The organism is Novosphingobium cyanobacteriorum (assembly GCF_029436685.1).
Classification (GTDB): Bacteria; Pseudomonadota; Alphaproteobacteria; order Sphingomonadales; family Sphingomonadaceae; genus Novosphingobium; species Novosphingobium cyanobacteriorum.
The window spans coordinates 281,345-308,287 of the sequence record NZ_JAROCY010000003.1 but is presented as its reverse complement, the minus strand read 5'-3'; the positions used below and the strand labels follow the sequence as shown (position 1 = coordinate 308,287).

At 65.2% G+C, this 26,943-nt stretch carries 27 protein-coding genes; 12 read left to right on the top strand and 15 right to left on the bottom strand.

The genetic code is table 11. The features are described from left to right. The first annotated feature begins 116 nt into the window (after positions 1 to 116). The 6 genes from POM99_RS04685 to POM99_RS04660 all read left to right on the top strand — a co-directional run bounded on the left by POM99_RS04685 (position 117) and on the right by POM99_RS04660 (position 5,080). Positions 117 to 1,289 (top strand): acetyl-CoA C-acetyltransferase, encoded by a 1,173-nt coding sequence (locus tag POM99_RS04685; RefSeq protein ID WP_277275668.1) that lies wholly within the window; start codon positions 117 to 119, stop codon positions 1,287 to 1,289. Positions 1,290 to 1,317: 28 nt separating this feature from the next. After that, the gene (locus tag POM99_RS04680) at positions 1,318 to 2,100 is read left to right on the top strand and encodes an SDR family NAD(P)-dependent oxidoreductase (protein WP_277275667.1); all 783 of its coding nucleotides are present in this window, start codon (positions 1,318 to 1,320) and stop codon (positions 2,098 to 2,100) included. 66 nt (positions 2,101 to 2,166) lie between these two features. Next, entirely contained in the window at positions 2,167 to 3,039 is an 873-nt protein-coding gene (locus POM99_RS04675) for a crotonase/enoyl-CoA hydratase family protein (RefSeq protein WP_277275666.1), read from the top strand. 10 nt (positions 3,040 to 3,049) lie between these two features. Further along, positions 3,050 to 3,712, top strand: a complete 663-nt coding sequence (locus tag POM99_RS04670) for a TetR-type transcription factor C-terminal domain-containing protein (RefSeq protein WP_277275664.1) — start codon at positions 3,050 to 3,052, stop codon at positions 3,710 to 3,712. Between the two features lie 142 nt (positions 3,713 to 3,854). Beyond that, the gene (locus POM99_RS04665; protein WP_277275662.1) at positions 3,855 to 4,310 is read left to right on the top strand and encodes a MarR family winged helix-turn-helix transcriptional regulator; all 456 of its coding nucleotides are present in this window, start codon (positions 3,855 to 3,857) and stop codon (positions 4,308 to 4,310) included. Next, positions 4,307 to 5,080 carry a fumarylacetoacetate hydrolase family protein gene (locus tag POM99_RS04660; RefSeq protein WP_277275660.1) on the top strand — a complete coding sequence of 258 codons (774 nt, stop codon included), beginning with the start codon at positions 4,307 to 4,309 and terminating at the stop codon, positions 5,078 to 5,080. Before POM99_RS04665 ends, POM99_RS04660 begins: the two co-directional genes overlap by 4 nt. An 80-nt stretch (positions 5,081 to 5,160) precedes the next feature. On the opposite strand, the gene POM99_RS04655 is transcribed toward POM99_RS04660, so the two are convergent. The 7 genes from POM99_RS04655 to POM99_RS04625 form a co-directional block, all read right to left on the bottom strand. Further along, positions 5,161 to 6,174, bottom strand: a complete 1,014-nt coding sequence (locus tag POM99_RS04655) for a type II secretion system F family protein (RefSeq protein ID WP_277275658.1) — start codon at positions 6,172 to 6,174, stop codon at positions 5,161 to 5,163. Positions 6,175 to 6,190: 16 nt separating this feature from the next. Continuing rightward, positions 6,191 to 7,162 (bottom strand): type II secretion system F family protein, encoded by a 972-nt coding sequence (locus tag POM99_RS04650; RefSeq protein WP_277275657.1) that lies wholly within the window; start codon positions 7,160 to 7,162, stop codon positions 6,191 to 6,193. 46 nt (positions 7,163 to 7,208) lie between these two features. Next, positions 7,209 to 8,480, bottom strand: a complete 1,272-nt coding sequence (locus POM99_RS04645) for a CpaE/TadZ family protein (RefSeq protein ID WP_277275655.1) — start codon at positions 8,478 to 8,480, stop codon at positions 7,209 to 7,211. A 2-nt stretch (positions 8,481 to 8,482) separates the two neighbouring features. Beyond that, positions 8,483 to 9,136, bottom strand: a complete 654-nt coding sequence (locus POM99_RS04640; protein WP_277275653.1) for a CpaD family pilus assembly protein — start codon at positions 9,134 to 9,136, stop codon at positions 8,483 to 8,485. A gap of 14 nt (positions 9,137 to 9,150) precedes the next feature. Then, the gene (locus tag POM99_RS04635; RefSeq protein ID WP_277275651.1) at positions 9,151 to 10,773 is read right to left on the bottom strand and encodes a type II and III secretion system protein family protein; all 1,623 of its coding nucleotides are present in this window, start codon (positions 10,771 to 10,773) and stop codon (positions 9,151 to 9,153) included. Next, entirely contained in the window at positions 10,773 to 11,801 is a 1,029-nt protein-coding gene (cpaB, locus tag POM99_RS04630) for a Flp pilus assembly protein CpaB (RefSeq protein WP_277275650.1), read from the bottom strand. The genes POM99_RS04635 and cpaB overlap by 1 nt, the downstream gene beginning before the upstream one ends. A gap of 61 nt (positions 11,802 to 11,862) precedes the next feature. Then, positions 11,863 to 12,351: an A24 family peptidase gene (locus POM99_RS04625; protein ID WP_277275648.1), complete on the bottom strand. Its 489-nt coding sequence runs from the start codon at positions 12,349 to 12,351 to the stop codon at positions 11,863 to 11,865. A gap of 103 nt (positions 12,352 to 12,454) precedes the next feature. Between POM99_RS04625 and POM99_RS04620 the strand changes: the two genes are divergently transcribed. From POM99_RS04620 to POM99_RS04610, 3 genes are all read left to right on the top strand, one after another. Next, a complete protein-coding gene (locus POM99_RS04620) occupies positions 12,455 to 13,402 on the top strand; it encodes an alpha/beta fold hydrolase (RefSeq protein ID WP_277275707.1) in 948 nt (315 codons plus the stop codon). Between the two features lie 7 nt (positions 13,403 to 13,409). Then, entirely contained in the window at positions 13,410 to 14,510 is a 1,101-nt protein-coding gene (locus POM99_RS04615) for an NAD(P)/FAD-dependent oxidoreductase (RefSeq protein WP_277275647.1), read from the top strand. Positions 14,511 to 14,590: 80 nt separating this feature from the next. Next, the gene (locus POM99_RS04610) at positions 14,591 to 14,773 is read left to right on the top strand and encodes a YegP family protein (RefSeq protein ID WP_277275646.1); all 183 of its coding nucleotides are present in this window, start codon (positions 14,591 to 14,593) and stop codon (positions 14,771 to 14,773) included. 109 nt (positions 14,774 to 14,882) lie between these two features. Here the strand turns inward: POM99_RS04610 and rnhA are convergent, their stop codons facing one another. The 3 genes from rnhA to ispH are packed head-to-tail and all read right to left on the bottom strand — an operon-like array spanning position 14,883 to position 17,255. Next, positions 14,883 to 15,314 (bottom strand): ribonuclease HI, encoded by a 432-nt coding sequence (rnhA, locus tag POM99_RS04605; protein WP_277275645.1) that lies wholly within the window; start codon positions 15,312 to 15,314, stop codon positions 14,883 to 14,885. Then, on the bottom strand, positions 15,311 to 16,282 hold the full coding sequence (thrB, locus tag POM99_RS04600) for a homoserine kinase (protein WP_277275644.1): 972 nt from the start codon (positions 16,280 to 16,282) through the stop codon (positions 15,311 to 15,313). The genes rnhA and thrB overlap by 4 nt, the downstream gene beginning before the upstream one ends. A gap of 10 nt (positions 16,283 to 16,292) precedes the next feature. After that, a complete protein-coding gene (ispH, locus tag POM99_RS04595) occupies positions 16,293 to 17,255 on the bottom strand; it encodes a 4-hydroxy-3-methylbut-2-enyl diphosphate reductase (RefSeq protein WP_277275643.1) in 963 nt (320 codons plus the stop codon). A 177-nt stretch (positions 17,256 to 17,432) separates the two neighbouring features. Between ispH and POM99_RS04590 the strand changes: the two genes are divergently transcribed. Beyond that, entirely contained in the window at positions 17,433 to 18,104 is a 672-nt protein-coding gene (locus tag POM99_RS04590) for a hypothetical protein (protein WP_277275642.1), read from the top strand. Between the two features lie 48 nt (positions 18,105 to 18,152). On the opposite strand, the gene POM99_RS04585 is transcribed toward POM99_RS04590, so the two are convergent. Next, on the bottom strand, positions 18,153 to 20,405 hold the full coding sequence (locus tag POM99_RS04585) for a calcium-binding protein (protein WP_277275641.1): 2,253 nt from the start codon (positions 20,403 to 20,405) through the stop codon (positions 18,153 to 18,155). A gap of 166 nt (positions 20,406 to 20,571) precedes the next feature. Here POM99_RS04585 and argS point away from each other — a divergent pair, with 166 nt between their 5' ends. Together argS and POM99_RS04575 are read left to right on the top strand one after the other, a co-directional pair. Continuing rightward, positions 20,572 to 22,320, top strand: a complete 1,749-nt coding sequence (gene argS / locus POM99_RS04580) for an arginine--tRNA ligase (RefSeq protein WP_277275640.1) — start codon at positions 20,572 to 20,574, stop codon at positions 22,318 to 22,320. A gap of 18 nt (positions 22,321 to 22,338) precedes the next feature. Further along, positions 22,339 to 23,058 carry an SPOR domain-containing protein gene (locus POM99_RS04575; protein ID WP_277275639.1) on the top strand — a complete coding sequence of 240 codons (720 nt, stop codon included), beginning with the start codon at positions 22,339 to 22,341 and terminating at the stop codon, positions 23,056 to 23,058. 3 nt (positions 23,059 to 23,061) lie between these two features. On the opposite strand, the gene POM99_RS04570 is transcribed toward POM99_RS04575, so the two are convergent. From POM99_RS04570 to POM99_RS04555, 4 genes are all read right to left on the bottom strand, one after another. Next, entirely contained in the window at positions 23,062 to 23,769 is a 708-nt protein-coding gene (locus tag POM99_RS04570; RefSeq protein ID WP_277275637.1) for a hypothetical protein, read from the bottom strand. A gap of 178 nt (positions 23,770 to 23,947) precedes the next feature. Beyond that, positions 23,948 to 24,238 (bottom strand): hypothetical protein, encoded by a 291-nt coding sequence (locus POM99_RS04565; protein ID WP_438822986.1) that lies wholly within the window; start codon positions 24,236 to 24,238, stop codon positions 23,948 to 23,950. A 169-nt stretch (positions 24,239 to 24,407) separates the two neighbouring features. After that, on the bottom strand, positions 24,408 to 25,616 hold the full coding sequence (locus POM99_RS04560; protein WP_277275634.1) for a cell wall hydrolase: 1,209 nt from the start codon (positions 25,614 to 25,616) through the stop codon (positions 24,408 to 24,410). Further along, complete coding sequence (locus POM99_RS04555; RefSeq protein WP_277275631.1) at positions 25,616 to 26,893, bottom strand: outer membrane beta-barrel protein; 1,278 nt, start codon at positions 26,891 to 26,893, stop codon at positions 25,616 to 25,618. Before POM99_RS04555 ends, POM99_RS04560 begins: the two co-directional genes overlap by 1 nt. Positions 26,894 to 26,943 lie beyond the last annotated feature (50 nt).

Sequence of the window (26,943 nt, the reverse complement as noted above, 5' to 3'; positions counted from 1 at the left end):
ATTCGGGCTGCCACACCGGGCGGTCTGATGCAATTGCTGTGGAGGCGGCGGCTTGACACTGGCTGCACCTTGTTTAATCGTTCGATTAATTGAGTTTGATCCAGAAGGAGATTGCCATGGCGGTGGCTTATATCGTCGATGCAGTGCGGACAGCGGGTGGACGCCGGGGTGGGCGACTGGCCGGGGTGCACGCGGTGGACCTTGCTGCCAAGAGCCTCGATGCCATCGTTGCGCGCACCGGGATTGACCCCAGGGCGATCGATGATGTGGTGATGGGCTGCGTTACGCAGGCGGGTGAACAGGCGATGCAGGTGGGCCGCAATGCCGTGCTCGCGGCTCGGCTCCTGCCCGAATCCACCCCTGCCGTTAGCATCGACCGCCAGTGCGGATCATCGCAGCAGGCAATCCAGTTCGCCGCGCAGGCGGTGATGAGCGGCGTGCAGGACGTGGTGATCGCTGCCGGGATCGAGAGCATGACCCGCGTGCCGATGGGCACCAGCGCCACCTTCCACATGAAGGAGGGACTGGGGCACAACAAGTCGCCGGGGTTGGAGGAAAAGTATCCCGGGATCATGTTCTCGCAGTTCGTGGGCGCGGAAATGATCGTGAAGAAGCACGGCTTCACCAAGGACCAGCTCGATGCCTTCGCGCTCGACAGCCACCGCAAGGCGATTGCCGCGACGCAGGCGGGCGCCTTTGCGGGCGAGATCGTGCCCGTCGACATCGAAACGCCCGATGGCCCGGCGATGCACACGGTCGACGAAGGCATCCGCTTTGACGCGACGCTGGAAAGCATTGCCGGGGTGAAGCTGCTGAGCCCGGATGGTGCGCTGACCGCCGCCACCGCCAGCCAGATCTGCGATGGATCGAGCGCGGCACTGGTGGTGTCCGAAGCGGCGCTCAAGGCCCATGGTCTGACGCCCATGGCACGCATCCACACCCTGACCGTGACCGCTGGCGATCCGGTGATCATGCTGGAGGAGCCGCTGTTCGCCACCGACCGGGCGCTGGCGAAGGCAGGGCTTTCGATCAATGACATCGACCTGTTCGAGGTGAACGAGGCCTTCGCGAGCGTGCCGATGGCATGGCTGAAGCACACCGGTGCGGACCCGGCCCGGCTTAACGTGAACGGCGGCGCCATCGCGCTCGGCCACCCGCTGGGCGCATCAGGTACCAAGCTGATGGCCACGCTGCTCCATGCGCTGAAGGCGCGGGGGCTGCGTTATGGCCTGCAGACCATGTGCGAGGGCGGCGGCGTGGCCAATGTCACCATCGTAGAAGCACTTTGATTCACAATTCCAAGGGAGTTACAACGACATGAAGCTTGAACCTGGCATGGCCGCAGTGGTGACCGGCGGCGCATCCGGCCTTGGCGCGGCAACCGCGCGGGCCCTGGCTGCAAAGGGCGTAAAGGTTGCCCTGTTCGACCTGAACAAGGAAAAGGGCGAAGCCGTTGCTGCCGAGATCGGCGGCGTGTTCTGCGAAGTGAACGTGACCAGCGACGATAGCGTGGACGCCGGTTTCGCCAAGGCGCGCGCAGCCCATGGGCAGGAGCGCATCCTGGTCAACTGCGCAGGCACCGGCAATGCCGCCAAGACGGCCAGCCGCAGCAAGGAAACGGGCGAGATCAAGCACTTCCCGCTCGATGCCTTCAACATGATCGTGCAGATCAACCTGGTCGGCACCTTCCGCTGCATTGCGAAATCGGCGGCAGGTATGCTCGCGCTCGATCCGCTGGAAGACGGCGAGCGTGGCGCCATCGTCAACACCGCCTCTGTCGCGGCCGAGGACGGGCAGATGGGGCAGGCAGCCTATTCGGCATCGAAGGGCGGCGTGGTCGGCATGACCCTGCCGATCGCGCGTGACCTGATGAGCGAGGGAATCCGCGTCAACACCATCCTGCCTGGCATCTTCAACACCCCGCTGCTGAACGCCGCCCCGCAGCCGGTGAAGGACGCGCTGGCCGCATCGGTGCCGTTCCCCAAGCGGCTCGGCAACCCCGAGGAATACGCCAACCTGGCCATGTGCATGATTGAAACCTCCTACTTTAACGGCGAGGATGTGCGCCTTGACGGTGCCATCCGGATGGCACCGCGCTGACGTTGGCGGGTGGACGGGCGCGGCCACGAAGCCGCGCCTGCCACCATGCCGTTGGGGAGAGAGCCTTTGACCGAGTATTCGCAGATCCTGCTCGATATTGTCGACGGTGTGGCCACGATCACGCTCAACCGCCCCGACAAGATGAACGCATTTACCCGGGTGATGATGGAGGAGATGATCTCCGCCTTCGATCGCACCGATGCGGACGACACCGTGCGCGCGGTGATCGTGACGGGGCAGGGCACGCGGGCGTTCTGCGCCGGCGCGGATCTCACTCCCGATCATGGCGGCCAGGCATTCTCCGCGAACGAGACGGTGGAAACACTGTCGGATTCGCGCGTGCGGGATAGCGGTGGGCAGCTGACACTGCGCATGTTCCAATCGCAAAAGCCGGTGATCGGCGCAATCAACGGTGCCGCAGTGGGTGTTGGCGCCACCATGCAGCTGCCCATGGACATTCGCATTGCATCGATGACGGCGCGCTTCGGCTTCGTGTTCGCGCGGCGCGGGATCGTGCCTGAGGCCGCATCGAGCTGGTTTCTGCCGCGGATAGTGGGCATGCCACAGGCTCTGGAATGGTGCATGACCGGCCGGGTTTTTGATGCGCAGGAGGCACTGGCCGGTGGGCTGGTGCGATCGCTGCACGAACCGGAGGCCCTGATGCCTGCAGCAATTGCAATCGCGCGCGAGATTGCCGACAACACCAGCGCCATCTCGATTACGATGACGCGCGCGATGCTGTGGCGCAATTCCACGCTGGAGCACCCGATGCTGGCCCATCGGGTAGACAGTCGCGCGATCTATACCACCGCGCGCAGTGCTGACGCGCAGGAAGGAGTCGCCAGCTTCCTTGAAAAGCGCGCGCCCCGCTACCCCGGACGCGTTTCTTCGGATATGCCGCAGTTTTACCCGTGGTGGAACGAACCGGGTTGGGAGTGAGCAGCAAGGCATGAGCGGCAAGGGTCAGGATACGGGCGCGGTGGCCTCGGCAACGGCTGAAGGCGAGCAGCAGGGAGCGCGCGAGCAGCTGCTGGAAACAGCGTCGCAGATCATGCGTGAGGGCGACCAGGTGGACATTTCGCTGTCCGAACTGTCGCTGCGCTCGGGCCTGAATTCGGCATTGGTCAAATATTACTTCGGCAACAAGGCCGGCATGCTGAAAGCGCTGCTTGATCGCGACATGGAAGCGATCGTGAAGTCCGTCGAGACCTTGATGGCCAAGGACGACATGCCGCCGGAAGAGAAGCTGCGGCGGCACATCGCCAAGTGCATCGATACCTATTACACCTATCCCTACCTCAACCGCCTGCTGATGCGCCTGGTGCGTGACAGCGACGAGGCGGAGGCGAAGCGCATCGCCGATCAATACCTTGCGCCCCTGGGCCGCGCCTATGATCGGTTGATTGCGGCCGGCGTCGCTTCGGGTGTGTTCCGTCCGATCGATCCGCAGCTGTTCTACTTCACGGTGACGGGCGCTGCCGACCGGTTCTTTTCGGCCCGGCTGGTTCTGCGCCACTGCTTTGATCAGGATACGCTGACCGAAACCCTGCGTGATGCCTATCGGGAGCACACCGTGGATTTCATCATGGCCGGCATTCTGGCTCACGGTTGAGCCCTGGAAAGCTGTCATGCGGGAACGATAAAGAAAATTTCGCGTGACGCGGCGGCTGCGCACCAATTAGTGCGTGTTGCCCTGCGCGGGGATCGTTAGTTTCGCTTGCGTGGCGGGCTGGTTTCAGTAGAAACGAGTTGATATGCCGGGAACACAGACGCGCCTTTCGGACTTCCTGCCCTATCGCATGGCGATCACCGCCAATGCGGTGAGCGGTCTGATCATGGGCGAATACCGCAGCGAATTCGGCCTGAAGATGCCCGAATGGCGCATCATGGCGGTCCTCGGCGATGCCGGTTCGCTGACGCAGCGCGATCTGGTTCGCGCCACGCTGATGGACAAGGTGGCGGTGAACCGTGCCTGCAAGGTACTGGAAGAGCGCCACCTGATCCACCGCAGCCCAAACACGGCTGATGGCCGATCCCATCATCTCGAACTCACTGAAGAGGGCCGCGCGATGCACAGCCAGATCTGGCCACAGGCCTTCTCCGTCTATGAAGAGATCTATTCGGCGCTGAGTCCCAAGGAGACCGAGAAATTGCGGAACCTGCTGGACAAGCTGCTGAAAGCCGTGCGCACGATCGAGACCCGCAAGTGAGGCTTGCCTCGCTGCCGCAAGGGCGGGACGGGCGACTGATCGTCGTATCGGATGACCTCGTCTGGTATGCCGATGCAGACCACATCGTACCAACCATGCAGGCGCTTCTGGATGCGTGGGACCGCTACGCCCCGTTGCTGGAATCGCTGTCGATTGAACTGGCGCACGGCGCCATCCCGCGCAAGCGCTTCCATGAACGCGAAGCTGCCGCGCCGCTGCCACGCAGCTATGGCCGGTTCGGCGGCAGCGACATGCTCATGGGCGCGCGCGATGCCTTCGTGCTCGCCGACGAGGCGTGGAGCGCAGTTTTCGCACCGGCGGTCGTGGTCGTGACGGGTGATGTGCCGCAGGGAGCGGATGCGGAAGCAGCCTGCGCCTGTATCGAACTGGTCGGTTTCGCCAATGAAGTCACCCTGCATGCCCATCCCGCGTTGGACGGGCCGGTTGCCGTGGCGACCCATTGCTCGCCCGTATTCGTCACGCCCGAAGCGCTTGGCGATGCCTGGCAGGCGGGTGCGCTCAAGGCGCCGCTGGCGATCGAGCATGGCGGCGCGGTGCTGCATGTCAGCGCGGCCGATCTCGATTTCGGCGCGGCGCTGGCAAGACTGGCGGCGGCACGGCCGATCCGGGCGGGCTCGCTGGTCGGGCTGACGCTGCCGGGGGCCGGGGGCGCGGCGCTGCACCACGGGGAAACCGTGCGGGTGGACGTGCGCGATGGCAAGGGCCGCAGCCTGTTCGGTGCCATTGAACAGAAGATCGTGCGCTACTGACAAGCCGGCTCTGCCGCAAAGCCGAAGAGCCCGGACACCGCGTGGTGCCCGGGCTCTTTCGTTTTCGGATACGCCCTGCCTCAGACCTTGCGGTTGATGAAGCTGTCGCTGATCGAACAGGCCGCCGGGCCAAGGATCACGATGAACAGCGTCGGCAGGATGAACAGGATCAGCGGCACGGTCATGATCGCGGGCAGGCGCGCTGCCTTTTCTTCGGCGCGCATCATGCGTTCGTTGCGGAATTCGGCTGAAAGCACGCGCAGGGCCGAGGCGAGCGGCGTGCCATAGCGTTCGGTCTGGATCATGGTGGTGACCACGCCCTTCACCGATTCCAGGTTCACGCGATAGGCCAGGTTCTCGAAGGCCTGGCGGCGTTCGGTCAGGAACGAAAGCTCGATCGCGGTCAGTGCGAATTCGTCGCCCAGTTCCGGATAGGCACGGCCCAGTTCGCGCGCCACGCGGTTGAACGCGGCGTCCACGGTCAGGCCGGCTTCGGCGCAGATCACCAGCAGGTCCAGCGCATCGGGCAGGCCCTTGCGGATTTCGTTGGTGCGCTTGCCGACCAGGTTGGCCACGAAGATGTCGGGCCCCTTGTAGCCCAGGATCACCATGATCGCGAAGGCGCCGAACTTCTTGTAGGAAGCCCATTCGGGGAAATAGTTGACCCAGTAGATCATGATCCCGGCCAGCAGGCCAAGCACGATCGGCCCGATCATGCGGCCAAGGATGACCGCGACCGCCCATTCCTTCTTGCGGATGCCGGCCTGGGCCAGCTTCTGCTGGATGTCCTTCAGCTGGCTGTCCTGCAGCACCTTCAGTGATTCCAGGAAGGTGCGGATCGTGTCCGTCGTCTGGTTGCGGCGGATGATGCTGGCGCGCTTGCGTGCGCTGTTGGTGACGATGCCGGCCTTCAGCTGCTCGCGTCGATCGTTCAGCGCCTTCACGCGCTTGGCCATCGGATCGCGCACGGTGATCGCGGCATAGATCGCCAGCATGATGGCGGCGGCAGCGATGCCGGCCAGCACCGATCCGGCGGCGATGACGTCGACGCCAAGGAGCGTGGGGTGATGCGGGGCGCCGATTGCGGGGTTCATGGTTGCCTTGCCTCGCTCAGATCTCGAAGTTGACCATCTTGGCCATGATGAAGGCCCCGATGGAGAGCCACACCAGCCCGCCGAGACCGGCGATGATCAGGCGCTCGTCCACGAAGAACTTGCCCAGGTATGCCGGATTGATCGAATAGATCAGGGCAAAGACGATGAAGGGCAGGGCGCCGACGATATAGGCCGATGCCTTGGATTCCGAACTCATCGCCTTGATCTTCAGCTTCATCTGTGCGCGCTTGCGCAGCACGTCGGCCAGGTTCGCCAGTGTTTCCGCCAGGTTGCCGCCGGTTTCGCGCTGGATGGCCAGCGTGATGCAGAAAAAGCTGAATTCAGCCATGTTGAGGCGGTCGGCCGATTCCTGAAGCGCTTCTTCCATGGTCCGGCCCACCTTGATGCGGTCGGTCACGGCCTTGAATTCCTCGCCCACCGGTCCCGGCAGCTCGGTTGCGACAACGCCCAGCGTTTCGGTGATCGGCAGGCCCGAACGCAGGCCGCGCACCAGCAGTTCAAGCGCATCGGGAAAGCGGGTGACGAAGGCTTCGGTCCGCTTGTTGATCGCGCGGTTCACCATGAAGTGCGGCAGGCCGCCCCCCACGATCAGCCCGGCGCCAAGGCCCAGGATCGGCGCGCCGGTCTTCAGCGTGACCAGCAGCATGATGCCCAGCGCCAGCCCGCCCGAGACATAGAGGTACTGGCTCATGGTCCAGCCCTTGCCCGTGCGGTGCAGCCGCAGCGCCAGCGCTTCCGCGCGCGATGCGGAGCCCGCCACGCGATAGCCCTTCGGCTTGCGCGCGGCCACGGCCTTGCGATACTGCGCCTCGACCTTGTCGATCGCGCTTTCCGAATGGCGGAAGCGCACCGACTGGAGCCGGCGGGCGCTTTCCTTGGCCGGGTTGGGGCCGGCAAAGGCGGCATAGCCAAGCACCAGGGCCGACATGATGCCGATGGCCATGATCGCGATCTGCAAGGGTTGCATTGGGCTTGTGCCTTCGTTGTGTGTCGGTCTGGTTCCGGTGGCGCCGTCAGGCCGGCGCGCCGGCCTTCGGCTTGGCCGCCAGCATCTTCTTCAGGTCGAACTTGCCGAGCAGCGAGGCCTTGCCACCCTTGGCGCCAGCGCCCTTGTCGCCATCGGTGCTGGCTTCGGCACCGCTGGTGATGATCGCTTCGGCCACGTCGCGCACCACGCCGCCGGCCTTGGTGGCACGGTTGGCCGCCACGAAGGTCTGGCCCAGCTTGGCCGCGTTGGCGGCGGCCTTGATGTCATAGGGCACGGTGAAGTTGATCTTGCGCTCGATCGAGGCTTCGAAGTCCGCGCGGCTGATCTCGCCCACGCCTGACTGCACCTTGTTCGCCACCACCAGCGCCTGCGCGTGCGCGGCGTTGGTCTTCAGCCAAGAAAGCAGGCGGATCGCATCGCGCGCGCCGGCCAGCGTCAGCTCGGTGGCCACGATCACCACGTTCACGTCCGCCAGCAGGTGGGGGAAGTTGATCAGCATGTTGCGCGGCAGGTCGATGACCGTCATCTCGAACGCGTGGCGGAATTCCTCCTCCAGCTGCACGAAGGCGCTGCCGTCGGTCATCAACGGGGCGCTGATCGGCGCCTCGGCGGAAAGGATCGCCAGGTTGTCGTTGGCGCGGATCATCGCGCGTTCGATGAACAGCCCGTCGATGCGGCTGGGGTTGTCGATCGCGTCGGTCAGGCCACGGCCCGGCTCAAGGTCGAGAGTCAGCGCGCCGGTGCCGAAATGCACGTCGAGATCGAGCAGCGCGGTCGGCATGCGGTGGTCGGTGCTGAACAGCCACGCCAGCGAGGTCGCCAGCGTTGATGCCCCCACGCCGCCGCGCGTGCCGACGACTGCGGTGGAGATGTGGCGCTTCACCGCGCCGGCATCATGGTTCTTGGGCGCGGCAAAGATGGCTTGGGCCTGGACCAGCGCATCGCGCACCTGCCCGGGGGACAGGGGCTTGAGCAGGTAGTCCTGGATGCCCGAGGCGATCAGGTCGCGATAGAGGCGCACGTCGTTCACCTGGCCCACCGCGATCACCACGGTGCCCGGCTCGCACACTTCGGCCAGCGCGTTGATGTCGTTCAGCGGGTCGCCGCTTTCCGACAGGTCGACCATCAGGATCGCCGGGCTGGCGGTGATGGACAGCGACTGGATGGCGTTGCGCAGGCCACCCTTGTTGCACTTTTCCGGCTGCCAGCCCATGTCGACCACGACCGGGCGCAGCACGTCGAGCGCGGCGTCGTCGCAGATGAAGGCGGCGAACTGATCGCGATTGGCGCTTTTCATGCTCAGTTACCCCCGCTCTTGCTGGAAACTTCCTTCAGGCCGCCCTTGCCGGTCGGCTCCTGCGAGCGATAGCTTTCGATCGCCTTGCTGGCGCTCATCACCACCGTCACGCCCGTGCCCTTCTGGCCGCGGACAAGGTCTTCCTTGTTGGCGACCATCGCCGCCAGGTTGCCGTTGACCGAGCAGCCATAGTTGCGGCTGGTGCCGTTGGAATAGTTGGCGGCGGCCTTGTCGCCCCAGTTGGGGCAGCCGGGCACCGATGCCACCGTGCGCGTCACCACGATGCGCGCTGCGCCGGGGGGAATGTCGCCCTGCGTCACCGGTGCGGTGTCCGCCAGCATCAGGCCGCGGCGTGCGGCCACCGCTTCGATCGCGGCCTCCGTCACCCGGGAATCGGCCGGATCGTCGATCGAGATGCGATCGCCATAGCCCAGCTCGAGTGCGTCGAACCAACCCGCCAGGCGGCGCTGTTCCGAAGGCGACACGCCGCCGCCGGGCAGAGTGCCCACATCGAAGACGAAGCTGGTGCGTTCCACCACCGGCTGGTTGACGCTGTTGAGCTCGCGGTTCTGCGGCATGCCGCCGCAGGCCGAAAGAGCGAGGCCGAGCGAGAGAGCCAGCGCGGCGCCGGCAGTCCTCTTGAACTTCACGGTCATCACGGTTTCCCTTCTCACTGGATGCTGAAGCCGGGGGTGGCGGCGCTCGCCTGCTTGTCCTTGCCGGGACGGCGGGACTGGCGCGGGGCAAGCGCGGCTTCGGCCGGCTGCTGCGGCACGTCGAGCGCACCCACCTTCGGGCCGGGCTGTACGCTGCCCTGCTTCTCGCTGGGCTTTGGCCGTTCGCCGCCGGTCACACCGTCGGCATTCTGGTTCAGCAGCAGGTGCTGCAGCGCGTCGGCGGCCTTGTAACCGTCGGTGGGCAGCTTGATGTCGTTGGCGTCCACCGGGTTGACGAGGTATGGGGTGACCACGATCACCAGTTCGGTCTCGCCCTTCTTGAACGCGGTCGAACGGAACAGCGAACCGAGGATCGGAATGTCGCCCGCGCCCGGCATCTTGGTGATCGTGTCCTGGTTGCCGTTGCGCAGCAGGCCGGCGATCATGAAGCTCTGGCCTGAACCCAGCTCCACGGTCGTTTCGGCGCGGCGGATGGTCAGTGCCGGGATCGAATAGCCGTTCAGCGCCACCGCACCGTCGGCCGAAAGTTCCGACACTTCCGGACGCACGCGGATGGAGATGCGGCCATTGGCCAGCACCGTCGGGGTGTAGGACAGGCTGACGCCGTACTTCTTGTATTCCACCGAGGTGGTGCCAAGGCCCTGGCTGATCGGGATCGGATATTCACCACCCGCCAGGAAGTCCGCCGTTTCGCCCGATAGCGCGGTCAGGTTCGGTTCCGAAAGCGTGGCAACAAGGCCGATGGTCTCGCCAAGGTCCAGCGCGCCCAGCAGGTCGAGCCCGAACAGCTTGCCCTGGCCCGCCAGCGTGGTCTGGCCGTTCAGCGGGGTGACGGTCGTTGCGCCGGGCACAACGTTCGTGCCCATCCCCAGCGCGCCACCGGGCACGTACTGCGGGTAGAAGCCACGGCCCTGGCCCAGGCCGAACTTGAAGCCGCCCGTGCTGTCCACCGAAGCCAGGTTTGCGCTGATGTTGCGCAGCAGTGTGCGGCTGACTTCGGCAAACTTCACGTGCAGGCTCACCTGCAGTGGCGTCGCCATCTTCAGGCGGCTGATCACGTTGATCTTGTCACCGACGAAGGCCTTGACCAGGCGTTCCGCTTCGGCCGCGTCTTCCGGCGCGGCCACGGTGCCGGTCAGCAGCACGGTGTTGTTCATCGTCGAAGTGGCGATGCGCGCTTCCGGCATGGCAAGGTGCAGCATCTGGTCGATGCTGTCGATGTTGGTGCCCACGCGGACATTGGCAGACCACACCACATCGCCGCGGGCGTTGCTGGCATAGACCGTGGTCTCGCCGCCGGCCTTGCCGAAGATGTAAAGCTGGTTGAGCGATTTCACCTGCACGTCGGCAATCTGGTCGTTGGCGACGAAGACATCCTTCATCGAGCCGGGCAGGGTGACCAGCTCGCCACGGCCGATCGACAGGGCGATGGAGCGGGCGGGGCTGGTGACGGACTGGGCCTTGGCCGCGCCGGCCAAGCCGACCCCGGTGAGACCGATCGCCGCCAGCGGAGCCGCGAGGACCACCGCCGAAATCAGCGAGGAAGCGATACGGGCCTTCATGGTCTTGCCTTTCGCAAGCGGGAGGGCGGGGGCGATCTGCGTTGCCTTGCGCATCAGTTGCCTCCCACCGTCACGGTCTGGGTTTCCTTGCCGCGGGTCACGTTCACGACCGGGCCGGTGCGGATCACGATCGAGGGACCAGAGGGGCGGCCCATCGCGGAGCCATACGAAGGCGGCGGCGCTTCGGGCATGCCGTTGATGGCGGACATCGAAGGCATGGTCTTGCGCTGGAAGCGCGAAACGTCACCGCCGGTCACGAAGCTGCTGCCCTTGTCGATCGGGCGGGAAAGCGCCGTCTTCAGCAGCGCCTCTTCCTGGGCCTTGGTCATGCCGGCGGGCACCTTCACCGCGCCGGATGCAAGAGCCTGTTCCAGCTCGGCCGAATTGTCGGCGATGGAGCGCAGCGAGAGGCTGATCGTGCCGATGGTCTGCGCCACGGCCACCTGCTCGGCGATCTTGGGCGTCACTTCCAGGGTCACGGTGCTGAAGGTGCGGACGCGGGTCTTGCCTTCGATGGTCTCCTGTTCGGTCGATTGGTCGGTGGCGAGAACGCGCAGGTTCTTCAGGATCGTCTCCGATGCCTTCAGCGCCTGGCCACCGCCGGCCTTCACCGTCTGGGTGAGCACGAGGTCGATGTGGTCACCCGGGAACACGAAGCCGGCCACGCCGGTACGGGCGCTCACCGGAATGGTGACGGCGCGCATGCCGGGCCCGAGCGCGGCGGCCAGGAAGCCGCGGTCACCGGGGGCGACCAGCGAGCCCTGCGTCACCGGCTCTCCAGCCGTGATCGGGTTGCGTACGACAGTGCCCAGCAACTTGGACATGTCGGCCTCGCCTTCCGCGAAGTAGGCGTCCTGGACAAGATCCTTAGGCCAGGGCTGGAACGAGATGGCATCTGCCGTCACGATCGTGCCGACCGGCAGCGCACGTTGCGCAACCAACACCTTGGGGCCCTGCGGCACCTTGGCTGCGGCCTCCGCCTGCGGGGTAGAAGCCCCGGCAAACAGGCTCCTGGCGGCAAAGGCCGTGCCGATCGCCACGATCAGCGCCCCCACCAGCAGCAACAGCTTCTTCTTGTCCATGGCTTACATCCCGCCCTTGAAGACCAGCCCGCATCCATCGGGCAAATTGGTTAAGATTGACCTATCCCCCTGTAGCTGCGTGCAACGCAGCCCAGTTGGTGGTGCCCAGCACCCACAATCCGGCGCCTGCGATGGCCACGCCGTAGGGAATTTTCAGCTTGTCCTTGCGCCGCCGCGTCACGTGCCACATGCCCAGAACCACGGTCAGCACACCTCCGGCGATGGCCATGATCAGCAGCAGCTTCACGAACGGCTGCCACGGCAGCCACAGTGCCAGCGCGGTGAGCAGCTTCACATCGCCGCCCCCCATCGCCTTGATCGCGAACAGGCCCGCCAGAACCACGAAGGTCGCCAGCGCCACGCCCAGCTGCAGCGCCACGTCGGGCCACAGGTGCAGGCCGGTGGCCCACCAGAACAGCGGCGCGGCAAGCGCCACGCCGGCATTGAGCCAGTTGTCGATCTGGCGGCGCTGGATATCGGTGAACGCGGCAATCAGCAGCGCGATTGCCAAGGCTCCGACCAGTCCGTACACGATGGGTGTGTCCTGCATGGGGACAGCCATACGGGATAATCACTTACCAAACGGTAACCAAGAATTGGCCCGGCTTTGCTTGGATGCAGGTCAGGTCGGGGAGCGCCTTCGCGTGGAGCCTATGTTCGATCGAAGAGCCATTCCGGCCCATGCCGTGGAAACGCGCTGGCATGCGCGCGATGGCCACGCCATCCGCCGCATCGATTGGCCGGGCGCGCGCGCCGATGCGCCGCGTGGCTCCATCCTGTTCCTGCCGGGGCGGGGCGACTACTACGAGAAGTATCTGGAAACGCTGGACTACTGGCACCAGAAGGGCTGGCGCGTCACCGCGTCGGACTGGCGCTGGCAGGCAGGCTCCGGCCGCTATGGCAACAACCCGCTGGCGGGCGATGTCAGCGACTTTTCGGTATGGGTGGATGACCTTGCCACCCTGTGGGAACAATGGGTGCAGGAGACGCCTGGACCACACGTGATCGCCGGCCATTCGATGGGCGGTCACCTCGTTTTGCGGGCCATCGCGGAAAAACGCATTAATCCTGTTGCGGGACTTTTAAGCGCCCCGATGCTGGGATTCATCAATCCGCTGCCGCTGGCATGGCAGCAAAGGCTGGGCCGCTTCATGTGCCGAATCGGTGACCCGGGGCGCATGGCGTGGAAAAGCAGCGAGAAGCCGGGCGCCTCCGTTCACGGGCGGCAGAACCTGTTGACGCATGATGATGCCCGCTATGCTGACGAGGTGTGGTGGCGCGAACACCGCCCCGATCTGGCGATGGGGCCGGGCACATGGCGCTGGGCGGAACGCGGTGCGGATTCGATCGCGCGCCTGTCCGCCCCCGGCGTGCTTGAGGCGGTGCAGGTGCCTCTGCTGATCCTTGCCACCCGCTTCGATGCGCTGGTGGCGTGGAAACCCATAGAACAGGCTGCCGCGCGCCTGCCTCATGCCGAACTGGTGGCCTTCGGGCGTGAGGCGGCGCACGAGATCCTGCGTGAGGAAGATGGCGTGCGCGAAAGGGCATTGGCCGCCATCGACAGCTTTCTTGACCGCGCCGCGCCGGGGGCGCAGGGCTGAGCGCGCAATGGATCAGTTCGATATCGCAATTGTCGGCGCCGGCATGGCCGGGGCCAGCCTGGCCGCCGAATGCGCCCCCCATGCCACCGTCCTTCTGGTAGAAGCGGAGGATGCACCGGGCTATCACACCACCGGCCGCTCCGCCGCCTTCTGGGAAGAGGCCTATGGCGGGCCGGGCGTCTATCCGCTGACCGAGGCTTCGGGCCGCTTCCTGCGCGAAGGCGGCTACCTTTCCCCGCGCGGCGGACTCAATATCGGGCGCGAGGAAGACCGGGCAAAGGTCGAAGCCTTCGTCGATCGCTTTGCCGCCGTAGGCGCCAACGTGCGCCTGCTCGGCCGTGCGGAACTTGAACGGATCGTGCCGGGGCTGAAGCCGGAATGGACCGTGGGATCGTGGGAGCCGGACTGCGCCGATATCGACGTGGCCGGCCTGCACCAGCACTATCTCGCCGCCTCGCGCCGCACCGGCACCGTCCTGCGCGTCCGCGCGCGGGTTGAGGCGCTGGTGCGTGAAGGCGCGGGCTGGCGCGTGGTCTGGCCGGGGGGGGAGGCGCGGGCCGGGATCGTCGTCGATGCCGCCGGGGCCTGGGCCGATGGGCTGGCCGAAATGGCGGGCGCCGCTCCGCTCGGCATCGCGCCCTTGCGCCGCACCGTGGTCCAGCTGCGCGTTGCCCCTGAACCGCCGGTGGACCTGCCGTTGACGCTGGGCATCAACGAGGACTTCTATTTCAAGCCGCAGGCCGGCCGCCTCTGGCTCTCCCCGCATGACGAGACGCCCGACGTGCCGCGCGATGCCGCGCCCGAGGAGCTGGACGTCGCCGTGGCCATCGATCGGATGCAGCAGGTGGTGGACTGGAAGATCGAGGCGGTGGAGCGCCGCTGGGCGGGGCTGCGCAGCTTCTCGCCCGATCGCCTGCCAGTCTATGGCTTCGACCCCGCGCTGCCCGGCTTCTTCTGGTTCGCAGGGCAGGGTGGCTATGGCATCCAGACCGCGCCCGCCGCCGCCCGGCTGGGTGCGCAGCTGCTGCTGGGGCTGGATCGCGATGCGTTGACCGCAGGGCTGGACCCGGCGCGCTATTCCCCGGCGCGCTTCGCCCGGTCCGGATAGGATTCGTTTTTTCGCAGGCATTGGGCCGATGGCGTGATATGATCCCGGCAGGACCGTTCCTGCTTTGGGAGAGCATTGCGATGGCGCACCGTTTCGAGATCCGCAAGAACAAGGCCGGCGAGTTCGTCGCCTACTTCTGCCACAACAGCGAAACCATCTTCTGGACCGAGGGCTACAGCTCGAAGGCCAGTGCGAAGAACGCGATCGAATCCATCCTCAAGAACGGCCCCGGTGCCGAGGTGGTCGATACGACGACGGAGTAGTCCGGCAGGGCTGCATCAACGGTGCTTCAGCGGGCCTCAGTCGATCTCAACCCCGCCTCAGTCGTTCTCAGCCCCCTCTCAACTCACGTCAATTTGCGGGGATTCGGGGTCAGGCGGCGATGGCTGCGTCGCTGGCCAGCTTGTCCACGCGCTCGTTCTCCGGATGGCCGTCGTGGCCCTTCACCCACACCCATTCGATCTTGTGCTGCTTTGCCGCCGCCACCAGCGCGCGCCACAGATCCTCGTTCTTCACCGGCTTGTTATCCGCTGTTTTCCAGCCCTTTTTCTGCCAGCCGAAGACCCACTTGGTAATGCCGTCGAGCACATACTTGCTGTCGGTGTGCAGCGTCACCCGGCACGGCTGGTTCAGCGCCTCCAGCGCCTTGATCGCGCCCATCAGCTCCATGCGGTTGTTGGTCGTCTCCTTTTCGGAACCAGCCAACTCCTTCTCGAACTCGCCCATCCGCAACAGCGCCCCCCAGCCGCCCTTGCCGGGATTGCCCTTGCACGCGCCATCGGTGAAGATTTCCACGTGCTTCACGCGAAAACGCCCGGATTTTCGCGGTAGAACGCCAGCCGCCGGGCGAAGGCCATCGGGTCCTTGCGCGTCACCAGCGCATCGGCCGGGGTGTTCAGCCAGTCAAAGGCGCGGCTCATCGCAAAGCGCATCGACGCCCCCTGCGCCAGCAGCGGCAGCGCCGCGCGCTCATTGGCGGAAAGGGGACGCTGGCTTTCGTAGCCTTCCAGCAGCGCCGCGCCGATCGCGGCATTGAAGCTTCGCCCGCTGGCGTCAAAGCTCCACGCGGCATGGGTCACCGCGACGTCATAGGCGAGCAGGTCGTTGCAGGCGAAGTAGAAGTCGATCAGGCCCGTCACCCGTTCGCCCAGCATCAGGACGTTGTCAGGAAACAGATCGGCATGGATCACGCCGGTGGGCAGCCCCTGCGGCCAGTGCGCCGACAGCCGGGGCAGGTCCTGCGCGACCATATCAGCCAGCGCCGGGTCGATCCCTGCGAGCCCGTCCGGCCCGCATGCCGCGGCCAGGCGCTGCCATTCGGCCACGCCCATGCCATTGGCGCGTGTTCCGACAAAGCCCGCCGCGCACAAGTGCATCCGCGCGAGTTCCGCCCCAACCGCGCGCGCCTGGGCCGCGGTCGGTTCATTCACCGAAACGCCGGGCAGGAATTCGATCAACGCCAGCGCCTTGTCCCCGCGCATGCGATAGAGCGCGCCTTCGCGATCGTGGATCGTGCGCGGCACCGGGCAGCCCTGCGCCGCCAGGTGATCGAGCAGCGAGAGGAAATAGGGCAGGTCTTCCAGCTCGATGCGGAATTCATACATGGTGAGGATAAAGCGCGCACCCGCGCCATCCCTGCCGGTGGTGTCGAGCAGCCAGTTGGAATTGGACACGCCCTCGGCAATGCCCTTGGCCGAAACCAGCGTGCCGATGTCGAACGCGGAAACCAGCTCGGCCATGTCCTCGGCGCCGAGGTGTGTGTAGACAGCCATGATCTTCGCCTCAGTCCGCCAGTTGGCGCGGCAGCTTGAACACCATGTTCTCCTCGGCGGTCTTCACCGTTTCCTCGGTCACGCTGCGCCATGTGGCGATCCTGGCGACCACTTCGCGCACCAGCACTTCTGGGGCGGAAGCGCCGGCGGTCAGGCCCAGCGTCTGCACCCCGTCCAGCCACTCGGGCTCGATCTCGTCAGCGCGCTGGATCAGGCGCGATCTTGCCCCTTCGCGCTCGGCCACTTCGACCAGCCGCAGCGAATTGGAACTGTTCGGCGCGCCGATCACCAGCACCAGGTCACACTGCGGGGCAATGGCCTTTACCGCGGCCTGACGGTTCGAGGTGGCATAGCAGATGTCCTCTGCGCGCGGTCCGGCGATCTGCGGAAAGCGCGCGCGCAGCACGGCGATGATCTCGGCCGTATCGTCCACCGAGAGGGTAGTCTGGGTGAGGAAGGCGAGGGGGGCATTTTCGGGAAAATCGAGCTTCGCCACGTCCTCGGTGGTTTCCACCAGCGTGATCGATCCCGGCGGAACTTGGCCCATCGTGCCGATCACTTCGGGGTGGCCCTTGTGGCCGATGAACAGGATATGCTTGCCCTGTTCCACCTTGCGTTCGGCCTGGCGATGGACCTTGCTGACCAGCGGGCATGTGGCATCGAGCCAATCGAGCCCGCGTGACGTGGCCTCGGCCGGCACCACCTTGGGCACGCCATGCGCGGAAAAGACCACCGGCGCGCCATCGGGCACCTGATCCAGTTCCTCCACGAAAACCGCGCCCTTGGCCTTCAGGCTATCCACCACATAGCGGTTGTGCACGATCTCGTGCCGCACATAGACCGGGGCGCCGAAGCGTTCGATCGAACGTTCCACGATCTCGATGGCGCGGTCCACCCCGGCGCAGAAACCGCGCGGTGCCGCGATCAGCAGCTTGAGCGGGGGAAGGTCGATGGATGGAAAGCTGGCGTTCATGCTGCCCGCCTTAGCAGCGAGGCAGAGCCTTTCAAACCCGGCTGATGGTGGAAACCCTCAGGAAGCGCTGGGCACCGCCTCGGCCAAGCATTGCCGAACGCGCCCGCCGTGGGTAGAGGTGACCGCAAATCACGCCTGCGCGCCCTTTGGGGTGGCGGCGCACAGACAGGAAAGCCCATGACGCCCACGTTCCGCCGCCTTGCCTTGACCGGCGCTCCGCTGCTGGCCGCGCTCGCGCTGGGCGCCTGTGCCAAGAACAAGGGCGAACTGGTGGTGGACGACAGTGTTGGCGTGACCGCGCTGCGCAGCCCGTGCCCGGTGGTGCAGATCCCCGAGATGACCGGCGACATCACCCTGTTCAGCGATCCTTCGCGCACCGATTCGGCCGCCATCGACGTGACCGGAGTGATCACCAACCTGCGCTCCACCTGCGATGACGCCAGCGGCGGGGAGAAGCTGCACACCGTCGCCACGTTCGATGTGCTGGCCCGCCGCAGCGACACGCGCGGCGCGCGCCATGTGGACCTGCCCTATTTCTCGGTGGTGATGCGCGGCGGCACGGCGGTGATCGCCAAGCGCATCGGCACCGTGGGCATCGACTTTGCCGACGGGCAGGAACGCGCCCAAGCGCGCGGCACGGCCGATTCCTATGTCGATCGCGCCGAGGCGACGCTGCCGAAGGAAATCCGTGACCGCCTGACCAAGAAGCGCAAGGCGGGCGATTCCGACGCCGCGATCGACCCGCTGTCCCAGCCCGACGTGAAGGCCGCGCTGGCCAAGGCGAGCTTCGAGCACCTGGTGGGCTTCCAGCTGACCAACGACCAGCTGGCGTACAACGCGCGGCGTTGATGGCGCGCCGTTAAGGTCTGGGCCCGCCGCACGCGGCGGGCCGACCGATCAGGCGACGATCAGGAAATCGCTGGCCTCCAGCACCGGGACCAAGCCGTCCACCGGGTAAAAGCGCGCAATTGGTATGGCGCCTCTGACCGTGCCGTTTCCGTCTGCATCGTAGAAGAGCATGCCAGATGTCGTGTCATACAGGATGCGGTCGGTCTCGTCATGCGCGGCGGTCACCCCTGCGCCGGTGTAGAATGCATCGGCTGACAGCGCGCCGGACTTTGCGAAGGCGGTGAAAGTCGCCCGGCTGAGTTCGATGCGGTCCAACCCTTCGCTGTCCCACCACACCTTGTCCACGAAGACCTGTTGGGTGGGAATGGCGTTGAAGCGGATATGGTCCTCACCCGCGCCGGTATAGAACGAATCCGAACCGATGCCGCCGACCAGCAGGTCGTCACCATCGCCGCCGTATAGGGTGTCGCCCGCCGAGATACCGTCACCGCCCCGGCCGATAAGGATGTCGTCACCTGCGCCGCCGTCCAGCGTGTCGCTGGCCAGAGAGCCGGTCAGCCGATCATTGCCATCCCCACCGGAAAGGTAGTCTCCGCTGGCGATGGCTTCGCCATAGCTGCCCAGCAGCACATCATCGCCAGCATCGCCGTAGATGGTGTCGTGTGCCGTGGACCCGACCAGGCGGTCGTCTCCATCCCCGCCCGACATGAAGTCGCCACCGGTCTCGCTGCTGGCGCTGACGCCGATCAAGGTGTCGCTGCCATTGCCGCCATACAACTTGTCGCCGGCTGTCGATCCGATAAGTCGGTCGCGTCCTCCGTCGCCGAACAGAGTGTCTCCAACCGGCAGTTCTTGTGGGCCGAACAGAGTGCCTGTTCCAGCACGCGCCTTGAGTACATCGTTTCCGCCACCACCGTGGATTGTGTTTTCGAAGGCGGCGGCGGTGATCGTGTCGTTGAATGACGTACCGGTCACTTCCTCGATGTTACGCACAGACAGTGTTGCGCCGGGAGCAATATCCTGCACGGCTGCGGTGCCGAGGTTCAAGGTTATGCCACTTGAAAATGTCGCGTCGTCGAAATCGAGAAGATCGAGACTTGTGCCTCCATCGATGACGTCGTTCCCGAGGGTGGCGTGGAACCAGTCGCCATAGCGGAGGTAGTCATATGGATCGAAGCTTAGCCTGGTGTTGGAGCCGATGAGACGGTCATCCCCGGCAGTGCCGGCAATCTGAATGGCAAGATGCTGCGAAGGGTAATCGTCGTCCGGGTCAATTATCCAGTGGCTTGCATCAAACTGGCTTGCACCTGAGACATAGATCGTGCCGTCGCCGCTCAGGTGAAGCTGCCTTGGAAGTTCAACGGCATTTGTCAGGTAAAGATCGGCTGAATGCCAGCCGACGAAGGGGTAACCTTCGTATTGGCCGAGGACGAGTTTTTCGATTTTCCCAAGAGAGCCGTTCAGCGTCATGGTTGACAGGATGTCGACTTCCTCGGTGGATTGCAGGTTTCCGGTGAACACCACAGGCGACTGCAACGCTAGGGTATCGTAGCCCCGCCCACCGTTGATCGTACCGGAAATCGTTGGTGGTTCAGCCGTCCTGCCGAAATCCAGCAGCATGTAGTCGTCGCCATCGCCGCCCAGCATCTGCGTGGCAGTGCCGCCGTGATCGATCAGATTGTCATCTCCCGCCGATCCGATCAGAGTGTCATTGCCTCCCGCGCCAATCAGGGTCTGACGGACGTGCTGGTCGGCGATGGTGGAGTTGGCGCGAAACGTGTAGTCCTGATCGTCGTCCGCGCGCAGGATTATCTCTTCGAATCTCTGGCTTTCGACGGGCCAGTCGGGGTTCGATGTCGTGAAGACGATTTTCGGCAACGAAATGACGCTGGCATTGTTCATCCCCCCAGTTGCATTGACAATGAGGCTTTCATCGTCGCAGATGCTCCCCGAAATTTCTCCCGGCAGCTTTATGTTGACCTGACCGGTGGCGCCATCCGGAACCGAATATTGCACGAATGCCGCCAGATAGGTGTCAAAACTGCCATGGAATTCCAGCTTTTCGACACTGACCAGCGAATTGAACCGGTAAACCGCACCCAAGGTATGTTCTTCATAGATCCCAAGCGTATCAAAGCCCTTGCCGCCGTTTACGCTGAAGTCTGGACCATATCCGTCAATTTCAATCCGGTCATTTCCGGACAACGCGGAAATATCACTGCGGTTGGAAACATAAAGGGTGTCATCACCCGAGGTGCCCCTGACCAGCGGAAGCGGGTCTAAACTGGACAGTTCTGCCACCGACTTTTCTCCGAATGGAAAATAACGTAGTTTTACGTATATCGAAGACTGTCGAACTCAAAATCCTTTTCTGGATATTGTTTTTGCACAGGATCACGATTCGATCCGTCGCCCGACAAATCCCGCATTTCCCAAGGCCACGCTTTTCCGCTAACGGGCGCGCACTATGACCGACAAGACGCCTCTCTTCGCCGAATTCGCCACCGTGATCGATGCCGCGCTCTCCGCGCTGGAAGCTGCAGGCACCCTGCCGGCCGGGCTGCCGCGCGGGGCGGTGACGTGCGAGCCGCCGCGTGATCCGGCGCATGGCGATCTTGCGACCAATGCCGCGATGGTGCTGGCCAAGCCCGCCGGCACCAATCCGCGCGCGCTGGCCGCGGCACTGGCGGCAGAGCTGGAGAAGGACCCGCGGATCACCGGCGTGGAGATCGCCGGGCCGGGCTTCATCAACCTGCGGCTGACGCCCGCCAGCTGGCTGGCGGAGCTGCGGCTGATCGCGACCGCTGCGGGGGACTATGGCCGCTCGGCGATGGGGGGCGGTTCGGTCGTCAACGTCGAATACGTTTCTGCCAATCCCACCGGGCCGATGCACATGGGCCACTGCCGCGGCGCGGTGGTGGGCGATGCGCTGGCCGCGCTGCTCGAATATTCCGGGCACAAGGTGACCAAGGAATACTACGTCAACGATGCTGGCGCGCAGGTGGATGTGCTCGCCCGCTCGGCCCACCTCCGCTATCGCGAGGCGCTGGGCGAGGACGTGGGCGAGATTCCCGAGGGGCTTTACCCGGGTGACTACCTTGTGCCGGTGGGGCAGGCGCTGGCTGCCGAGTTCGGTGACAGGTATGCGGCTGCGCCCGAGGCGGACTGGTTGCTGCTGTTCCGGGCAAAGGCCGTGGCGGCGATGATGGACATGATCCGCGCCGACCTGGCGCTGCTGGGCATCCATCACGATCTGTTCTCGTCCGAAGCGGAGCTTCAGGCATCGGGCAAGGTGGATGCGGCGGAAGCGTGGCTGCGCGCGCACGATCTGGTCTACGACGGCCTGCTGGAAGCGCCCAAGGGCAAGACGCCCGAGGATTGGGAGCCGGTGGAGCTGCCACTGTTCCGCTCGACCAGGTTCGGCGATGACCAGGACCGGCCGATCAAGAAATCCAGCGGCGCGTGGACCTATTTCGGTGCGGACCTCGCCTATCACTTCCAGAAGGCGCAGTCTGCCGATGCGCTGGTGGACATCTGGGGCGCCGACCATGCCGGCACGGTCAAGCGGATCAAGGCCGCAGTTGCCGCGCTGACCACCGCCGATGGCGGCGTGGCCAAGCCTTTCGAGATCAAGCTGGTCCAGATGGTGCAGCTGATGAAGGGCGGGCAGCCGTTCAAGATGTCGAAGCGGGCGGGCAATTTCGTGACGCTGGCCGACGTGGTGGAGATGGTGGGCAAGGACGTGGTGCGCTTCACCATGCTGACCCGCAAGCCCGATGCGCAGATGGACTTCGACTTCGACAAGGTGGTCGAAGCATCGAAGGACAATCCGGTGTTCTATGTGCAGTATTGCCATGCGCGGGTGTGCTCCACGCTGCGCAAGGCAGCGGCGGAGGGCTTTGCGCCGTCGGATGCCGACCTTGGCCTGCTGGGCGCGGAAGAGCTGGACCTCATCCGCTTGGCCGCGCAGTTCCCCCGCGTGGTGGAAGGCGCGGCGGTGGCGCGCGAGCCACACCGCATCGCGTTTTTCCTCCACGATCTGGCGGCCGCCTTCCACGCATACTGGAACGTGGGGAATGACCGGCCGGACAAGCGCTTCATTGTGGCACAAGACTCCGCTTTGACCGCAGCCCGGCTTTTCCTTGCCGCGCAAATCGGGCAAGTGGTGCGTAACGGCCTCGCGCTCCTGGGCGTCGAGGCGGCCGAAGAACTCTAAGGGGTCGGGACAAGAGGCATGATCAACGGGGGCGAGCGCAACGAGTGGGATGACCAGCCCGAGGGCGAGGGCGCACCGGCCGAAACGCCGGGCCTTGCGCTGGGCGAGGAAGAGCGCCTGCCGTGGCTGGAAAGCGCCGACGATGTCGATCTGGACGAGCCTGCGGGCGAGGGCGGGCGGCTGATCGGGTTCGCGATCGTGGCTCTGCTTGCGCTGGTTGCCATTGTGGGCGGCATCTACTGGGTTTCCCATCGCACGAGCGCCCCGGCAGCGGCGGACGGCAGCCTGATCGAGGCGAGCAAGGAGCCCTACAAGATCGCGCCCAAGGATCCGGGGGGCAAGACCTTTCAGGGGACGGGCGATTCCAGCTTCAAGGTGAGCGAGGGCGAACACCCGCAGGCGCAGATCGCCGGAGGCACCAGCACCAGCACGAGCGCACCCGCTGCGACCCCTTCGGCAAAGCCGAGCGCTGCCGCCTCTGCCGCGGCCGCACCGGCATCAGGTGGCGTGGGCGTGCAGATCGGTGCGTTTTCCAGCAATGCCGCGGCCGAAACGGCATGGAGCAAGCTTTCCGGCGCGCATGAGGCTCTGAAGGGCCTTTCGCACCGCGTGGTGGAAGGCAAGGCGGACATCGGCACCGTCTATCGCCTGCAGGCCGTGGCGGCCGATGCCTCTGCCGCCAGTGCCCTCTGTTCCACCCTGCAGGCTGCCGGCCTGAAGTGCCAGGTGAAGCGCTGAACCTTATCGCGCGGGTGTCGCCGCCGGTGGCACCCCGTGGAAGGCCCGCAGCAGGGGGAAGACGTCCTCCAGCGGCTTTTCATCGGGCAGGACATAGACATAGCCGCCCTTTTTCGCGAAGCGCGGGACCACGCCGGTCTGATAGAAGGCCTTGGGCACGTTGATGCAGCCATAGGTGACGCGGTTGTCGTCGATCTCGGGCGAGAGCATGCGCTTGCGCCGATCGGCCATGGTGGCGGGCGGGATGGTGTGGAGCGCGACGGACGTGGCATAGTCCACCCACAGCACCTTGACCCTGCCGGCAGCCTTGCCGAAGCGCGCATAGTAGCGGCCCGCAGGCGTGGTCTTTTCGGCCGGGCCGATCTTTTCCAGTGACTTTGCACCGATGCCGGGGGTGGCTTCGTCACCCAGGGCGAGGCCGACCAGCGCGGGGCCATCGGCAATGCGCGCGCCAGTGCCATCAAACAGGAAGACGGCGGCGGAGGGCTTGTCCACGATCACGTAGGCCAGGCCGCGATTGTCGCCGGTGGCATTAACCCATGCGGATACACGCGCGGCGGCGGCGGAGAGATCTCGCGGCGGCTCTGGCGTGGCCTTGGCCAGGGCTGCGGGCTTTCGTGCGGACTTGGTCGCAGGCGCCTTTGCCGGAGTGGCGGCGTGGGCCGCCGGGGGCATGGTGAGCAAGGCAAGAGCGGGCAGGATGCGGATCATCTGGCGGTTGTGCCCCTGAGCAAATGAATGGCGGCTAAATACGTGCGGATGGCAGCGCGGCAGCCCATCGTTGTCCATATGCCGCATCGCAAGGACTCGCGGGACGAGTCGTTGAATCACACGTGAAGGGGCCGGCGCCGTAGCGTCGACCCCCCGCGCGCAGCGCATGCTGCGGCAATCAGTTGCGGGCGCGCTTGGTCTGCGCTGCCGTCATCTGCTGCTGCATCGTATCGACGCGGCCATTCAGCTGGTCGATGCGCTGGCCGTTCTGCTGCGCCTGTCCGGCGGCAGCCTGCGCCGCCTGAGCCGCCTGCTGGGCGGTGGCGTCGGTGGTCTGCAGCCGCGATTCGAGGCCATCGATGCGCTGGTTAACCGTGGCGATCTGTTCGCGCACGAAACCCTTGGTGGCGCAGCCGCCAAGGCCGAGCGAACCGACGAGCACGATCAGGGCAGGGGCAATTTTGGTCATGGACGGCGACATGCATTTTTCTCCGTTATGGTTGGCAACGCGCGAAACCCCTGTCGCCGCGCGCCGTTCCACACAGGCAGATGCAATTGCAGTTCTTTGTGACCAGCCGTTGCCGTGGCGGGATGGCCGGATGGTTAACGCCGGGTCGGATGGCGCCGGCTTCGCAACGTTATAGCCAGCGAGCGATCAAGGGATCGCGGGTCGTGGCTCCTTGCGGAAGGCACTGGGCGCGGTCCTGCCGTGGTGTTTCATCACAGTTCCACCACGTGCCTTCGGCGCCACTCTTGCTGTCATGCACATAGACGAAGGCGAGGGTCGCAGCTTCGGGATCATGCTTGCCCAAAACCACGCAACGCGGCTTGTCCTTGCACAGGGCGAAGGCGCGGACGGCATAGGAGCCGGGCATGGCCTTTGGATCGAGCGCGAGATCGAACCTGTCAGTCGATTGTGGCGCATTGGCATTGCCTGAGCCAGCATTCGAGCTGGCGGGGTAATGCGAAACGAGCTGCTGAACCTGCGGGTCAGCGGCTGCGGGGGCACCGGCAAGATCGATATCGCCATCGAGACCATTGGTATCGAATGCGAGCAGGGCGTTGCCATGTGCGGGCGAGATGGCGGCCATGAGCGGAACGAACGGTTCCGGCCCGCCCGAGGGAATGCGTGCCATCACGCCCGGCCCGCCCCAGTACCCCGGCCATGAATAGAAGATGTGGGCACCAACCTGAGCCAGCTTCACGAGGGAATCGCGCCAATAGGGCACCACGTAATCCGCGTGGTAGTGCGTGGCGAGGCCGACCGAGGGATCGACCGATCCCGCCAGCGCGGCCAAGGCGATGGAACGGGCGCGCGTCCATGCCACGGTGGACGGCTTGCGCAGCACCATCGCGCCATCGCAGGTGAAAGTGAACTGGCACCCGGTCTTGCGTTCCGAGCCCTGGAACACGACCCCGCAGACCGTGCCGGGGAAAGCCGGATGACGCGCGCGGTTGAGCACGACCTGCGCCACGGCGCGCTGCCCCACTGGATCATCGCCGGCTTCATACCATTGCGCAGCGGCAAGGCAGTCCGCCGCGCGCTGACGCTCTTCAAGCGAGCCGGCGAAACGGAACGGCTTGGCCGCGATGGCGGGCGCCTCGATAGGGACAGCCGCGTTCGAGACGCGGGCGCTTTCCGGCGCGATGGGCAGCAGCGAGAAAGGATCGGGCAGCAGCGGCGGGATGATGACGCGCGCCTGCGGGGCTGGGGGTGCAGGCGCAAAGTGGGTCAGAACACCGACCAGGGCAGCGAGAAATCCGACCGCCATCACCGTGCGCAGCAGCAGATCGCGCCAATGCGGCGCGAGCCACGGCCGTGCCGGCGTGGTGGCCTGCGACGCCATCAGAGCCGCCAGGTCAATCCCACGGTCACGCGGTTGAGATCGAATTCGCGTGCGGAGGACAGCGGATTGTTGTTGCGGCCAAGGCCGTGTTCCACGCTGCCATTCACTTCCCAATGCGTTCCAAGCAGCCAGGCTGCTTCGAATTTCGCATAGAGGAAGTTGTTGCGCTGCGCGCTGCCGCGGAAGGTATCCTGTTCCCACTGGACGCGCGGGCGCAGGATCAGGTTGCGCAGCAGTTCGTGCTCTGCGGAGAGCGTAACAACCTGTTGCTGCACGCCAGCGATGTTGGCGATTGGCGCGCGCTGGAACGACTTGGACGCCGAAAGCCGGATCTCCGTGAGCTGCGACGGCGACCACGACAGGTTTGCGTAGTAGTTCACGCCCGAGATATCGGGGAAGATGGGGTCCTTGAAGTTCTGCTTCAGGTAACCCGCACCGAGTTCACCACGCAGCAGGCGGTTGTTGCCGAACAGCAGCCCGGCGATGGCGCTGTAACCCGTGGAATCACGGTTCAGGTTGTTGACGCGCACCGGATAGCGCGAGCGTGAAACAACGCCGTCGACATAGACTGCGATGCCCGGGGTGACTGCCTGGGCAACGCGAAGCCCGCCCGAAACAGTCTCGAAGTTGCGGAAGCCGAGATCGATGACCGCGCCATCAAGCTTTCGATCTTCATAGGTCAGGCGCTGGTACGCACCGTTGACGGTGATCTTCGTCTGACCGAATCCCTGATTGACCGAAACGCCGGACTCCAACGCCCGATAGGCCACCGGCTTTGCGCCGAAGAGAGTATCACCTGTGGTGCCGCGCGCCTCGATCCGGCGGGCATACCCCACGCTGGCCGAAACCTGCGTATCGCGTGCCAGGTCCAGCCGTCCGCTGGTGGAAACGGAATACCGCTCGGTGCTTTCGCTGGACCGATCGGCATAGCGCGTGGCGCTGGCATTGGCGGCAAAGCTGAGGGCGTGAACGCCCCAGTTGGATTGAAGGCTGACGCCGCCACCGACAACGGCCGCCACATCGCCGACCTTCACATCGCTGCGGGCGTAAAGGTTGTCCGTTGCCAGAGCCGAGACCGACACCGAAGGCTGCAGCTTGAAGCTGCCGAAGGCGATGCCGATCGCCTCAAAACCGGGGCGCGAGCGGGCAGAGGGCGTATCGCGCTCCATCCGCGGGTCGACAACCTGCTGGGCGACGGATTCTTCCGTCTGCAGGATCGCACAGGCGAGGGTTCCGATCCCCGCGGCCGTGCGCAGCGTGGTGCGCAACCCCCTCATCACAAAAGAAGCCTCTTGAAATTGTCCGACGGAAGCGCCCCGCTATCACC